This is a genomic window from Asticcacaulis excentricus CB 48, from assembly GCF_000175215.2.
Taxonomy (GTDB): Bacteria; Pseudomonadota; Alphaproteobacteria; order Caulobacterales; family Caulobacteraceae; genus Asticcacaulis; species Asticcacaulis excentricus.
Genome location: NC_014816.1, coordinates 1,684,832 through 1,697,640, shown reverse-complemented (window position 1 = coordinate 1,697,640; position 12,809 = coordinate 1,684,832). Strand labels below are relative to the sequence as shown.

General features: G+C 59.6%; 12 protein-coding genes and 1 riboswitch. Of the genes, 8 read left to right on the top strand and 4 right to left on the bottom strand.

The window, feature by feature from the left end; genetic code table 11:
- Positions 1 to 29: 29 nt before the first annotated feature.
- Positions 30 to 824 (bottom strand): PhoH family protein, encoded by a 795-nt coding sequence (locus ASTEX_RS07815; protein ID WP_280959870.1) that lies wholly within the window; start codon positions 822 to 824, stop codon positions 30 to 32.
- Positions 825 to 1,273: 449 nt separating this feature from the next.
- On the opposite strand from ASTEX_RS07815, the gene ASTEX_RS07810 reads away from it, so the two are divergent.
- From ASTEX_RS07810 to ASTEX_RS07800, 3 genes are all read left to right on the top strand, one after another.
- Positions 1,274 to 1,795 carry a gamma carbonic anhydrase family protein gene (locus ASTEX_RS07810; RefSeq protein ID WP_013479067.1) on the top strand — a complete coding sequence of 174 codons (522 nt, stop codon included), beginning with the start codon at positions 1,274 to 1,276 and terminating at the stop codon, positions 1,793 to 1,795.
- 122 nt (positions 1,796 to 1,917) lie between these two features.
- Positions 1,918 to 4,005 carry a TonB-dependent receptor gene (locus tag ASTEX_RS07805; protein ID WP_041658600.1) on the top strand — a complete coding sequence of 696 codons (2,088 nt, stop codon included), beginning with the start codon at positions 1,918 to 1,920 and terminating at the stop codon, positions 4,003 to 4,005.
- Between the two features lie 95 nt (positions 4,006 to 4,100).
- Positions 4,101 to 4,487 (top strand): TFIIB-type zinc ribbon-containing protein, encoded by a 387-nt coding sequence (locus tag ASTEX_RS07800; protein WP_013479065.1) that lies wholly within the window; start codon positions 4,101 to 4,103, stop codon positions 4,485 to 4,487.
- 37 nt (positions 4,488 to 4,524) lie between these two features.
- Here the strand turns inward: ASTEX_RS07800 and rnhA are convergent, their stop codons facing one another.
- Entirely contained in the window at positions 4,525 to 4,968 is a 444-nt protein-coding gene (gene rnhA, locus ASTEX_RS07795; RefSeq protein ID WP_013479064.1) for a ribonuclease HI, read from the bottom strand.
- 1 nt (position 4,969) lies between these two features.
- Positions 4,970 to 5,920: a 4-hydroxy-3-methylbut-2-enyl diphosphate reductase gene (ispH, locus tag ASTEX_RS07790; protein ID WP_041659089.1), complete on the bottom strand. Its 951-nt coding sequence runs from the start codon at positions 5,918 to 5,920 to the stop codon at positions 4,970 to 4,972.
- A 179-nt stretch (positions 5,921 to 6,099) separates the two neighbouring features.
- On the opposite strand from ispH, the gene ASTEX_RS07785 reads away from it, so the two are divergent.
- Together ASTEX_RS07785 and ASTEX_RS07780 are read left to right on the top strand one after the other, a co-directional pair.
- The gene (locus ASTEX_RS07785) at positions 6,100 to 6,768 is read left to right on the top strand and encodes a hypothetical protein (RefSeq protein ID WP_013479062.1); all 669 of its coding nucleotides are present in this window, start codon (positions 6,100 to 6,102) and stop codon (positions 6,766 to 6,768) included.
- Between the two features lie 108 nt (positions 6,769 to 6,876).
- Complete coding sequence (locus tag ASTEX_RS07780) at positions 6,877 to 7,641, top strand: NYN domain-containing protein (protein WP_013479061.1); 765 nt, start codon at positions 6,877 to 6,879, stop codon at positions 7,639 to 7,641.
- Here ASTEX_RS07780 and ASTEX_RS07775 read toward each other — a convergent pair.
- Positions 7,628 to 7,822 (bottom strand): hypothetical protein, encoded by a 195-nt coding sequence (locus tag ASTEX_RS07775; RefSeq protein WP_013479060.1) that lies wholly within the window; start codon positions 7,820 to 7,822, stop codon positions 7,628 to 7,630. The genes ASTEX_RS07780 and ASTEX_RS07775 overlap by 14 nt on opposite strands.
- Before the next feature lie 137 nt (positions 7,823 to 7,959).
- A riboswitch (glycine riboswitch) is annotated at positions 7,960 to 8,049 on the top strand.
- 151 nt (positions 8,050 to 8,200) lie between these two features.
- Here ASTEX_RS07775 and gcvT point away from each other — a divergent pair.
- From gcvT to gcvP, 3 genes are read left to right on the top strand one after another with little or no spacing between them, the layout of a single operon-like run.
- Positions 8,201 to 9,313 (top strand): glycine cleavage system aminomethyltransferase GcvT, encoded by a 1,113-nt coding sequence (gene gcvT, locus ASTEX_RS07770; RefSeq protein WP_013479059.1) that lies wholly within the window; start codon positions 8,201 to 8,203, stop codon positions 9,311 to 9,313.
- Positions 9,314 to 9,325: 12 nt separating this feature from the next.
- On the top strand, positions 9,326 to 9,694 hold the full coding sequence (gene gcvH / locus ASTEX_RS07765) for a glycine cleavage system protein GcvH (protein WP_013479058.1): 369 nt from the start codon (positions 9,326 to 9,328) through the stop codon (positions 9,692 to 9,694).
- A 45-nt stretch (positions 9,695 to 9,739) separates the two neighbouring features.
- Complete coding sequence (gcvP, locus tag ASTEX_RS07760; protein ID WP_013479057.1) at positions 9,740 to 12,586, top strand: aminomethyl-transferring glycine dehydrogenase; 2,847 nt, start codon at positions 9,740 to 9,742, stop codon at positions 12,584 to 12,586.
- Positions 12,587 to 12,809: the final 223 nt, after the last annotated feature.

Below are 12,809 nucleotides of genomic sequence, written 5' to 3'. Positions count from 1 at the left end.
CCGCCCCTTCCATCCAAAATCGTCTGGACCTACAAAACGCCGAGCATCTGTGCGACCAGCGGGTGCCGGACGATGTCCTTGTCCTTCAACTGCACTACTGCGACGGTGTCGAGTGCTTCGAACTTAGCCGCCACATCGGCCAGACCCGACAGGCCAGGCAGGAGGTCCGATTGGTTCGGATCACCGGTGACGATCATGGTCGAATTCCAGCCCAGCCGCGTCAGCAGCATTTTGAGCTGTGTGTAGGTGCAGTTCTGCGCTTCGTCGATAACCACAAAGGCGTTGTTCAGCGTGCGGCCGCGCATGTAACCGACAGGCGCAATTTCGATCAGGCCTTCTTGCATCAGCGCCTTTACGCGCTTCATGCTGAGGCGATCGGTAAGGGCGTCGTACAGCGGGCGTAGATAGGGGGCGAGCTTGTCCTCCATATCGCCGGGCAGGAAGCCAATTGACTCCCCGGCCTCGACCGCCGGGCGCGAGAGGACGATGCGGCCGACCTTCCCGGCTTCAAGCGCCTCAACGGCCTTGGCAATAGCGAGGTAGGTTTTGCCGGTCCCCGCGGGCCCCAGGGCCAGAACGAGGTTTTTCTCGTCAATGGCGGTCAGAAGCTGTGCCTGTCCGTCGGACTTGGCCTTAATGGTTTTAACGTAGCTCTGGTCCCTTTCTTCGTTGGCCGGAGCGACCGGTGACCAGGCGGCGTGATGCACGGAAATGCGGCGCACCTTAGTGTCGCGGGCATATTCTTCGGCATCGAGAGTACCTTCGCGCAGAAAACGCTTGGTGGAACGCTTGGTCATGACAGCCTCCTTAGAAAAGAGCGCCAGCCGGATCGCAGCGCAGGCGTCCGGTCAGTGCGCGTCAGCAAGAGCGGGATTTGAGGCACAAAAAAAGACGAAACCGTGTAAGGGTTCGTCTTCGCATATGCGTCAGGGGAGGAAAGGCGGGCGCGTCCGGGTGTGTCGCATCCTTGGGGCCGCACCGCCGGGGGCGGGGGGACATTTTCGGGTGCAAACACGTACCTGTGAGCCACTGAAAACCTCTTGAAAGGTAACGGGCCGGATGTCGCCGGGTCCTGTTGGGGGGCTCTGGTGATTCCCCCCTTAAGAACAGTACCAGATTCCGGCAGAATGCTTACCGAGTTCTTAAATGGGTTGTGGAAAACTTTTGTGCATACGCGAAACAATGGAATTTCACGCGACGACCGCCCAAGGCTTGCCACAGGCCGTATCTCACGCTCATAAGCGTAAGGAAACAATCTGACCAAGAGGCTGTGATGAGTCTTTTTGCTTTGGACGGCGTCGCGCCAACACTGGGCGAAGGGGTATGGATTGCCCCTTCGGCGCAGGTAATCGGTGATGTGCGTCTGGGGGCCAGCGCCAGCGTGTGGTTCAACGCCGTGCTGCGCGCCGATAATGAGCCCATGACGGTTGCGGCGCGCAGCAATATTCAGGATGGATCGGTCCTGCATTCTGATCCCGGATCGCCCCTGACTATCGGGGAGGGCGTGACGATCGGGCACAAGGCCATGCTGCACGGCTGCACGGTCGGCGACAACAGTCTGATCGGCATCAATGCCGTGGTACTCAATCGCGCAGTTATCGGAAAAAACTCGATCGTAGGGGCCGGGGCGCTGGTGCCGGAGGGTAAGGTCTTCCCGGACGGCGTGCTGCTGATCGGGTCTCCGGCGCGGGTGGCGCGCGAACTGACTGAAGACCAGATTGCCCGGCTCACACTCTCGGCGGATCACTATGTGTGGAACGCCCACAGATTTGCTAAGGGTCTCATACCTCTCTGATCACGCGCTCGTGTGTATTTGAGATTGGATCTGCCGGAATCTCGCCTTGATTGCGTGTGTCCTTGGGATGAGGGGATACCGACAGTTTGGGGGGCTCGATGAAGAGACGCTTGGGGCATGTAATGTCAGCCGTCGGGCTGCTGGCGGGATTGGCGCTGACGACGGCGGTTCAGGCGCAGGAGGGCCCCCAAACCGCTCAGGCGGCACCCGCGACCTCTGAAAAAGACGCCAAATCCAGCGAAGCCATTGAAGAAATCACCGTCACGGCGAGCAAAAGCGCCGGCACGCGCATCGACCGTCGCGTCTATGACATCAAGACGGACCCGCAGGCGACCACGGGCCAACTGAGCGATGTGTTGTCCAAAGTGCCCTCGGTCACCGTCTCCCCCGATGACAAGGTCCTTCTGCGCGGCGATACCGGTGTGACCATCTGGGTCGATGGCAAGCCACCGGCGGAGGGCAAGCAGGTGTTGCGCATGCTCCCGGCTTCGGAGATTGAGCGTATTGAGGTCATTACTAACCCATCGGCCCAGTATGCAGCTGCTACGAGCAAGGGCATTATCAATATCATCACCAAAAAGCCACGCGGTAAGGTCGTGCGCAGAGGGTCGGCCTCGGTCTGGGCGCATTCGCGTGATCGCTATGGGGGCAATCTCAGCTATGACGACGGGAAGGGGCCATGGTCGTGGGGTCTTAGCCTATCCGCCAATGGCGGTCCGGCAAAAAATCGCTCGTTTTCCACGCGTGAGTACATCAATGCCCAAGGTCAGGTGACGGGCCGTCTGCGCGAAGAAGGCATCAATATCGGCGACAACCAATGGCGCAATATCGGCTTGCGCGGGGGATACAAGCTGGGGCCGCGCAGTTCGCTGAAGCTGAAGGTCCGGCAAAGTGAGGCCAGCTGGACCGGCAATACTCTGACAGCCTATGACGACAGCGCCGACGGGATGACGCGCGAACGCGCCTATGAGCCGTGGTTCCTGCGCCTGTGGGCTTACGAGTTGAACTACACCTTTGCCGACGAGAAAGGGGAACGGCTGACGGTCGAGGTGAGCGACGAACTGAACCATACGCGCGACTCCACTTTATATGAGTACAGGGGCGCTAGCGCGGGCACCAATCAGGTCAGCGATATTCAGCGCGATCACGGGCAGGAGATCAAGGCCGATTACGAGAAGCCGCTGGGAGACAATAAGCTGCTCAGTGCCGGTTTCGACTGGCAGAGGCAAAGCCTGGATATGGCGCGATCTCTCGACAGCGATATGCCAGGTCTGATCGACTATGACAGCCGCTTTGCCGGTCGCGAAACCACGGCGGCGGCCTATGTGACCCTGCAATGGCCCCTGACCGGCAAGTGGACAGCCATGCCGGGGCTTCGCGTTGAAGACCGTCGCCGCGATATTGCCGGAAGTCGGGGCGGTGAGACGGAATGGTTCCCCTCCCTGCACCTTAGCCGCGCCTGGGGCGAAGATGCCAAGATACGCTTCAGCTATAGCCGCCGCCTCGATCCCATCAATCTGGGGCAATATGATGCGCAAATTCTGCGCGGGTCGCTGACCTGGGCGCAAAGCGGCAATCCCGATCTGGCACTCGTCCTCGTCAATTCGCTGGAGGCCAGCTATGATTGGGAGCACAAGGACTCGTCTTGGGGCGCAAACGTATTCATGCGCGAAGCCAGCAATGCCATCGAAAACGTCAATACCCTGATCGACAGCGAGGTCATCCTGTCGCGACCGGTCAATCGCGGCCAGACCCAGTATGCCGGCTTCGATGTCAACTGGCGCTTTCCGGTCAAACGTCTGCCCGGCAAGGGGCGCTGGAGCCAGAGCGGGAGCGCCAGCTTCACCCGCAACCGTTCAGAAGCTATAGAGTCGGGAGGGCCGCGCGAGGCGACCTTCTGGATAATCAAGCCGATGCTGCAATATGATGGCCCGAAGCGTGCCGGCCTGAGCGGTGACCAGTACCAGTTTACGGTGTTCTTGTCGCAAAACCGTGGCTTGCAGTCGCGTTCAGGTGTCAACTGGGGCACGGAAATCAGTTGGTCGCATCCGCTGAACAAGAAGCTGACCCTTGTGGCGACCGGCTCCAATCTTGTGGGCGCTCAATCCAACGAGTCCCGTACAGTAACGGCGCGCTACCTTACACAGGCTGAGCAATTTTATTACGGTCGGGCGGTAAAGCTGGCGCTGAACTACAAATTTGGAAATTAAGCGTTGTGGAACCGATTGCGTTGGGCGGGTGCTCTTGAAGCGCGTCCATTATGGGCCAATGTCTTCTTTGTACGATCTTTTACAGGAGAGAAATCATGTCTGCCCTTCAGTGTCCCGTTTGCCGGGGTGACTTCCGTGAGGTTTTGAAGGAGGGCATACTGATCGACGTGTGCACCCAGTGTCGTGGTGTCTGGCTGGATCGCGGGGAACTGGAAAAGCTGCTGTCGCTGGCCGCCGGGGGGACTGTGGCGCCGCCCGCGCCGCAACCGGCCCCTTATGTGCCGCCGCAACAACCTCAGTATCAGCAACCGCCGCAACCCTATCCGCAACAGCCCTATCACCAGCAGCGCCCGCCTCAAATGGACAAGTACGGGCGGCCTGTCGAATACGACAAATACGGCCGCAAGATCGAGTACGATAAGTACGGCCATCGCAAGAAGAAGAAGGGCTTTGATATGCTGGATATTTTCGATTTCGATTAAGGAAAGAAAGACGCGGGGTCGCAAGCCCCGCGATCTTTTAAAACGCAGCCGCCGCTTCTGTGATCGCCTTGTTGGCCAGTCCGTCGGCGCGTTCGTTCATCTCATGCCCTGCGTGGCCCTTGACCCAGTGCCAGTGAATCTTGTGGCGCTGACGGGCCGCATCGAGGCGTATCCACAGGTCGTCATTCTTCACAGGCTTCTTGTCGGCGGTCTTCCATCCGCGCGCCTTCCAGCCGTGAATCCATTCCTTGATGCCTTTGAGAACGTACTGGCTGTCGGCGTGCACATCAATTTCGCACGGTTCTTTCAGCGCCTCCAGCGCCATAATGACGGCCATCAGCTCCATACGGTTATTGGTCGTCTCGGCTTCAAACCCGTATAGTTCCTTCTCGTGCGGTCCAAAGGTGAGGATGGCACCCCAGCCGCCCTTGCCGGGATTACCCTTACAGGCCCCGTCGGTGTAGATCGTGACCTTCTTCATCTCAGGCCGACGCTTCGGTCAGGACGCGCGGCAGCTTGAAGGTCACGGTTTCTCGAACGCCATTGTCTTCACTCATTGACACGTCAAAACGGTCGTGAATGGCCTTGATCAGGTCTTCGATCAGGTTTTCCGGTGCCGAAGCTCCGGCGGAGACGCCCACCGTTTTCGCGCCGTCGAACCATGCCCAATCCACCTCTGATGCATCATCGATCAGATACGCGCTACGGGCCCCGGTACGCAGGGCTACCTCGACCAGACGCTGCGAATTAGAGGATTTTTTGGAGCCGATAACGAGGAAGAGGTCACAGTCTTCGGCCACGCGCTTGACCGCCTCCTGGCGGTTGGTGGTGGCGTAGCAGATGTCTTCCTTGTGCGGTAGGGAGATGTCTGGGAAGCGTGCCTTCAGTTCAGCGACGATATCGGCCGTGTCATCGACCGACAGGGTGGTCTGGGTGACGAAGGCGAGGTTTTTCGGGTCTGCCGGCTGAAAGTGGCGGGCATCTTCGACCGTTTCGATCAGCTTGACCACGCCTTCGGGCAATTGTCCCATGGTGCCGATGACCTCGGGGTGGCCGGCGTGGCCTATCAGCAGAATTTCGCGCCCAGCCTCGTGATGCCGCTCGGCCTCCACGTGCACCTTGGATACCAGCGGGCAGGTGGCATCGAGGAAGAACATCTGCCGCGACTGCGCTTCGGCCGGGACCGATTTCGGCACGCCGTGCGCCGAAAAAACCACGGGGCGGTCTGGCGGACAGTGATCCAGTTCTTTGACGAACACCGCGCCCAGTCCTTTCAGGCGGTCCACTACGTGTTTGTTATGGACGATCTCATGGCGCACATAGACCGGCGCGCCGTAAAGTTCGAGGGCGCGTTCGACGATCTGAATGGCACGATCGACGCCGGCGCAGAAACCGCGCGGGGTCGCCAGTTTGAGAGTAAGGGCATCAGGCATAAGGCTTAGATAAGCGCTTTCTTGGCGGCGCGCCATAGAGTTTGTGCATCATACACAACACCGCTTCGCCATGAAGTCGCCCACATCCCTCTTTAGCTCTTTGAAATTCGCAGGCGAGACGCTACTAAGTGGGGGCGCTTCGCAGCGCCCTTTCGCCTTTTCAAGCTCAAGAGACCTGAATGTCTTCCAAATTGCGTGCGCTTCTGATTGGTCTGTCGCTGGCCGGTGTCGCTTCGGCGGCGATTCTGCCCGATCTTGCCTCGGCCCAGAATCGCGACCGTGACCGCGATCAGTCGGAAGATGACGCGTCAAAGCGCGCCAAAAAGGAAGAAGAGTGGGAACAGAAGGACCTGCGTCTGGCCAAGCGTCGCGCCGATGGTCCGTGCCCTTACGTGAAGGTGCTCTATGAAGCCGCCCGCTATCACGAATTTGCCGATAACAAGGAAGCCTCGTCTGACGCCACCTGGACCGGTCAGATTAACGGTGTGGCGTCAGATTGTGCCTATAAGGGTGATGAGCCGATTGAGATCGCTATGATCATTGGTTTCTCGCTGGGCAAGGGCCCGAAGGCCCCGGCCGATACCAACACCTATCGCTACTGGGTGGCGGTGACTGACCGCGACAAGGCGGTGCTGGCCAAGGAATATTTCGACCTGCCGGTACGATTCAATGGTCAGCAAACGGTAGATGTGGCCACGCGCGTCGAAAACATCGTCATTCCGCGCGCCTCTTCGACCGTGGCCGGTTCGAATTTCGAAGTTTTGGTTGGTTTTGATGTGACGCCGCAAATGGTGGACTTCAACCGTCAGGGCAAGCGCTTCCGCTTCGCCAAGGTCAAGCCGCAATAATTCTCCGGGTGGGTGAAAATAAAACTGTCACCCGAAAGATACTGACAAACGCCGAAACATGCGCTTTAGTGTTAGCAGAGAGTTAACGCTTGCGTCGTTTCGGGGTCCATGTCGCAGCCAGATAAAGCCAAAAATCATGGCACGGCACCGGTAACGGGACGCGGTCGAGGGGGCGGGTTCAGGCTACCCTTTTTCCGCAAGCGAGCCGCTGTCTATTACGATGGCTTCAACCTCTATCATGCGGTGGATGCCTATAAGCGGCCCTATCTGAAATGGCTCGACCTCAAGGCGCTGGCGCAGGCGATCAGTCCCTCTGACGAGGTGGTCAAACGCGTTGTGTGGTGCTCCGCGTTCCGTCCGCAAAACAAGTCGAAAATGAAGCGCCACGAAGACTACATGCGGGCACTTCAGGCCCGCGGCGTCCTCTGCCGTCTAGGCCATTTCGTTTCGGCCATCGACGGCTGCAATGCTTGTGGACATCAGTGGCATCTGGCCATTGAAAAGCAGGGCGACGTTAACCTTGCCCTGTCGATTGCTTCGGATGCCGAAGATAACCTGTTCGATGTTTGTTATTTGGTTTCCGCCGATGGCGACCACGCAGCGACCGCCCGCTACCTGAAGGAACGCTTCCCCAAGAAGGAACTGGTGCTGGTCTGCCCGCCGGGTCGCTATCCCAATAAGCACATCCTTAGATTTGCAGACCGCGTGGTCGAGATCGAGCGCGAGCACCTTGAGGCGTCGCTGCTGCCGCAGATGACCAAATACCGGACGCGCTTACTGGGGCCGCCCTCAGCGATTGAACGCCCTGAAGCCTATGATCCGCCGGAACTGCGCGAAAAGGGCCACCTCAAGGTCGTGGTCAACAACGGTTAGGGCTCGGTCGCCGGTAATAAATAGCCAGCGCGAAGGCCCCAAAGATCAGGGCGCTGAGAAAAATCACCAAAAATGCGAGAGCGTCGATTGCGACCTTGCCCTGCGCGCTGCCGTAAAACAAATTGCGGACTTCAATGCTGAGGCTAGCTGCCGTTTCGGTGAATTGCGAAGAGGGTGTCATGTGCGGCTCCTAAGCTGATGCGGTGAGTGTAGGCATAGCCGTAAGGGGCGGGGACAGTTTACAACTCCCGTCTGTGAGTGGCGCCCGTCGAGAGACGAGCGACCTATTGACTCTTTGGCCCGCCTCACGCACAAGCGAGATGACCCACGGGAGAGTGCATGATTTGTCATGCCGCCGAAGGCGCAACCGCCCCGGAAACGCTCAGGCCAAAGGACCGTGGATCATTTTACACGCTGGAAAATGGCGCCATGATGCGCCTACCGACGGAGCAACGGCCCGAGAACCGGGTCTAAATCTCTCAGGTCACAGGGACAGCGGGGGCAGACTTTTTAGTGAAAAGATCTGCGATTCCGCACGTTTGCAACCCTGAGGCCGCGTATGACCGATTGCGCTTTGAAATCCACCCCGCTTGAGGACCGTCACATCGCGCTCGGTGCCCGCATGGTCCCGTTCGCCGGCTACAACATGCCCGTTCAGTACGAAGGCGTGATGGCTGAGCACAAATGGACTCGCGCCGAAGCGGGTCTGTTCGACGTGTCGCACATGGGGCAGGCACGCCTGAGCGGGATGGATGCGGTCTACACCCTCGAAGCCCTGACACCGACCGATTTCGCGGCGCTGAAGCCCGGTAAGCAGAAATATTCGCTACTGCTGAACGAAGCGGGTGGCATTCTCGATGACTGGATGGTGTCGCGTCCGCAAACAGATGGTTTCTTTCTGGTGGTCAATGCCGCCTGCAAGGATCAGGACTTTGCAATCATCGCCGACAGCCTTAAGGGCGATACGACGTTTAACATCCTGTCCGATCGTGCGCTTCTGGCCTTGCAGGGGCCGCGCGCCAGCGAAGTGATGGCGCAGGTCTGCCCCGCCGCCTGTGAAATGTACTTCATGGATTGCGGTACGTTCGAGATGATGGGCGAGACGGCCTTTGTGTCGCGGTCGGGCTACACGGGCGAAGACGGTTTTGAAATCAGCTTCCCTGCCGCCCGCGCCGCTGAACTGTGGGACCTGCTGCTGGCCTTTCCGCAGGTGAAGCCGATCGGTCTTGGCGCACGTGATTCGCTCCGCTTGGAAGCCGGGATGCCGCTTTATGGGCATGAAATGGACGAAACCTACGGCGTGGTCGAGTCGGGTCTGAGTTTTGGCATGTCGAAGTCGCGTCTGGAACGCGGTGACATCCGCGGTATCGAGCGCATCTATGCGGAGCGTGACAACCCGCAACGCACCCGCGTGGGGCTGCGCGTATTGGAAGGCCCGCCCGCCCGTGACGGGGCCAGAATTCTTAACATTGAGGGTGAGGCCATCGGTATCGTCACTTCCGGCGTGCCGTCGCCGACACTCGGCTATTCGATTGCCATGGGCTATGTGCCTGCCACGCAATCGGCGCCTGGTACGCATCTGAAGCTGGAGGTGCGCGGCAAGTCCTATGCCTGCGAAGTCGTCAGCATCCCCTTTGTCCCTAATTCCTATCACCGCAAACCAAAGGCTTAAGAGGTCGTCATCATGAAATTCACCAAGGAACACGAGTGGGTCAAGGATCAGGGCGATGGCACGGCCTTCGTCGGCATTACCGCCTATGCCGCAGACGCGCTCGGCGATGTGGTCTTCGTCGAAGTCCCTGAAGCGGGTAAGACCCTGATCAAGGGCGACGCCTTCGCTGTCGTTGAGTCCGTCAAGGCCGCCTCAGACGTCTATGCGCCGGTCGATGGCGAAGTGATCGAAGGCAATAGCGAGCTGGGCAACGCGCCGGAAACTGTCAATGCCGTGCCTGAAGCCGGTGGCTGGTTCGCGAAAATCAAGCTGACCAATCCGTCGCAACTTGCCGCGCTGATGGATCGCGAAGCCTACGAAGCCTATCTGGCGACTCTGTAAACACGTGCCTCCCTTGCTTAGCAGGGGAGGATGCAAGGATTAGTCATGTCCAAGTCCAATCAGCCCGTCGAACAGGGCGCCTTTGTCCGCCGTCACATCGGTCCCTCAGAAGCTGAAATCTCCGCCATGCTGGCAGAGTTGGGGGTGTCCGATATCGACGCCCTGATCGATCAGACCATTCCCGTGGCCATCCGCGAACGCTCCCCCATGGGCGTGGGCGAAGCAATGGACGAAGAGGCGGTTCTGGCGCATTTGCGCGGAATTGCGGCGGAAAACATGCCGTTCGTGTCGCTAATCGGGCAAGGCTATTACGGCACGTTGCTGCCGGGCGTCATTCAGCGCAATATTCTGGAAAACCCGGCCTGGTACACGGCCTACACGCCCTATCAGCCGGAAATCAGTCAGGGGCGTCTTGAAGCGCTGCTGAACTTCCAGACCCTACTGTGCGACCTGACCGGGCTTGACGTGGCCAATGCCTCGCTGCTCGATGAGGCGACCGCCGCCGCCGAGGCTATGGCGCTTGCGCGTCGCTCGTCAAAGGTCAAGGCCGATCGCTTCTTCGTCGACGCCGACTGCCACCCGCAGACCCTGGCTGTCCTCCGCACACGCGCCGAACCGCTGGGCTGGGAAATCGTCGTCGGCAATCCGCAAACCAACATCGGTGTCGAGGTTTTCGGCATCCTGCTGCAATATCCCGGCTCGTCGGGTGAGGTGCGCGATTTCCGTCAGGTGATCGCGTCTGCCAAGGCGAAGGGCGCTGTCGTATCGATGGCCGCCGATCCGCTGGCCTTGACGCTGCTGACCTCGCCGGGCGAACTGGGCGCGGACATCGCCATCGGTTCCATGCAACGTTACGGCGTGCCGATGGGCTATGGTGGCCCGCACGCTGCCTATATGGCCGTCAAGGACGCGCTGAAACGCTCTATGCCGGGCCGCCTGATCGGCGTGTCGGTCGATAGCCGCGGCGAGCCGGCCTATCGTCTAGCGCTACAAACACGCGAGCAACATATCCGGCGTGAGAAGGCGACCTCAAACATCTGTACCGCTCAGGTGCTTCTGGCGGTCATTGCCTCCATGTACGCCGTCTATCACGGTCCGGAAGGGCTGAAGGCCATTGCCTTAGCCATTCATGAAAAGACCAACGCCCTTGCCGCGCATCTGCGCGGTCTGGGCTTTGAGGTCGTGACCACGGCGGCCTTCGACACCATCACCGTGAAGACCGGAGCCGACACAGCGACCGTCCACGCGCGTGCGGTGGCCGACGGCATTAATTTCCGCCGCGTCGACGACGCCCACATCGGCGTGTCGCTGGATGAAAGCGTCACCCCGGCCGTGCTGGCGCGCGTTATCGAAGCTTTCGCCGCCGGTAGGGACGGCGGCACGGGCGAGGACGTGGCCATCCCGGCGGCCCTGCGGCGTTCAGACGATATCCTGACCCATCCGGTCTTTCATCTCTATCGCTCGGAAACCGAGATGCTGCGCTATCTGCGCCGTCTGTCAGACAAGGATCTGGCGCTTGATCGCACCATGATCCCGCTGGGGTCGTGCACCATGAAGCTCAATGCCACGACTGAGATGATCCCCATTACATGGCCGGAATTTTCAAACCTACACCCCTTCGCGCCCAAGGATCAGGCGAAGGGCTATCAGCGCATGTTCGACACGCTCGAAGCCTACCTATGCGGCATTTCGGGCTATGACGCGGTCTCCTTGCAACCCAATTCAGGCGCGCAGGGCGAATATGCGGGTCTTTTGGCTATCCGGGGCTATCACCTGTCGCGTGGTGACGCGCACCGTGACATCTGCCTGATCCCGGCTTCGGCGCACGGCACCAACCCGGCGTCGGCCCAGATGGTCGGCATGAAGACAGTCGTGGTCGCTTGTGACGAGGACGGCAATGTCGATATGGCAGATCTGAAGATCAAGGTTGATCAATATGCGGCCAATCTGGCGGCTATCATGATCACCTATCCGTCCACGCACGGCGTCTTCGAAGAGGCGATCAAGGAGATCTGCGACCTCGTCCACGCAGCGGGCGGACAGGTCTATCTCGACGGTGCCAACCTTAATGCGCAGGTCGGTCTGTCGCGTCCGGGGCACTACGGCTCTGACGTCAGTCACTTTAACCTGCATAAGACCTTCTGCATCCCGCACGGCGGCGGTGGTCCCGGCATGGGCCCCATCGGCGTCAAGGCGCACCTGAAACCGTTTCTGCCGTCCGACCCGCAAACGGGCGAGGCGGGGGCGGTGTCGGCGGCCCCCTATGGTTCGGCGTCGATCCTGCCGATCTCGTTTGCCTACATGCTCCTGATGGGGGATCAGGGCCTTCGCAAGGCGACCGAGGTGGCCATTCTCAACGCCAACTACATCGCCGCGCGCCTCGAAGGGCACTATCCGGTGCTCTATCGCGGCGAAAAGGGCCGCGTGGCGCACGAGTGCATTATCGATATGCGTCCGATCAAGGACACCACCGGTGTAACGGTCGACGATGTGGCCAAGCGCCTGATCGACCACGGCTTCCACGCGCCAACCATGAGCTTCCCAGTGCCGGGGACGCTGATGATCGAACCGACGGAGTCCGAGGCTAAGACCGAGCTGGATCGTTTCTGCGATGCCATGATCGACATCAAGCGCGAAATCGACGACGTGGCCAATGGCCGCTTAACGGCGGAACAAAGCCCGCTGCGTCACGCGCCGCATACGATCTTCGATCTGGCCGCCGAGACTTGGGACCGCGTCTATAGCCGTCGGGAAGCCTGTTTCCCGACCAGGGGGGCGATGACTAATAAGTACTGGTCGCCGGTCAACCGCATCGACAATGTCTATGGCGACCGCCATCTAGTCTGCTCGTGCCCGCCGATGGAAAGCTATTTGGACGAGGCGGCGGAATAGAGCGAATGTGAGCGGATAACCCGCGAGGCGGCGGAGAAATACGCCTAACCTGGCAAAGGTGAATTCATTCAATAAGAGGCGGTCCTGCGGGGCCGTCCTTTTTTTTGCGATAAAAAAGACACGCTTTGTGCTCATCACGCCACGTGTCGCGGATTTTACCCAACGTGAAACGAATTAAGGCCAAAGGGCCGCAATTTAGACCTTAGAGGCTCTTTATAAACAT

Excerpts from the sequence above, each read along its gene's own strand:
- ASTEX_RS07810 (WP_013479067.1), top strand. The coding sequence starts at position 1,274 with ATGAGTCTTTTTGCTTTGGACGGCGTCGCGCCAACACTGGGCGAAGGG.
- ASTEX_RS07805 (WP_041658600.1), top strand. The coding sequence starts at position 1,918 with ATGTCAGCCGTCGGGCTGCTGGCGGGATTGGCGCTGACGACGGCGGTT.
- ASTEX_RS07800 (WP_013479065.1), top strand. The coding sequence starts at position 4,101 with ATGTCTGCCCTTCAGTGTCCCGTTTGCCGGGGTGACTTCCGTGAGGTT.
- rnhA (WP_013479064.1), bottom strand. The coding sequence starts at position 4,968 with ATGAAGAAGGTCACGATCTACACCGACGGGGCCTGTAAGGGTAATCCC.
- ispH (WP_041659089.1), bottom strand. The coding sequence starts at position 5,920 with ATGCCTGATGCCCTTACTCTCAAACTGGCGACCCCGCGCGGTTTCTGC.
- ASTEX_RS07785 (WP_013479062.1), top strand. The coding sequence starts at position 6,100 with ATGTCTTCCAAATTGCGTGCGCTTCTGATTGGTCTGTCGCTGGCCGGT.
- ASTEX_RS07780 (WP_013479061.1), top strand. The coding sequence starts at position 6,877 with ATGTCGCAGCCAGATAAAGCCAAAAATCATGGCACGGCACCGGTAACG.
- ASTEX_RS07775 (WP_013479060.1), bottom strand. The coding sequence starts at position 7,822 with ATGACACCCTCTTCGCAATTCACCGAAACGGCAGCTAGCCTCAGCATT.
- gcvT (WP_013479059.1), top strand. The coding sequence starts at position 8,201 with ATGACCGATTGCGCTTTGAAATCCACCCCGCTTGAGGACCGTCACATC.
- gcvH (WP_013479058.1), top strand. The coding sequence starts at position 9,326 with ATGAAATTCACCAAGGAACACGAGTGGGTCAAGGATCAGGGCGATGGC.
- gcvP (WP_013479057.1), top strand. The coding sequence starts at position 9,740 with ATGTCCAAGTCCAATCAGCCCGTCGAACAGGGCGCCTTTGTCCGCCGT.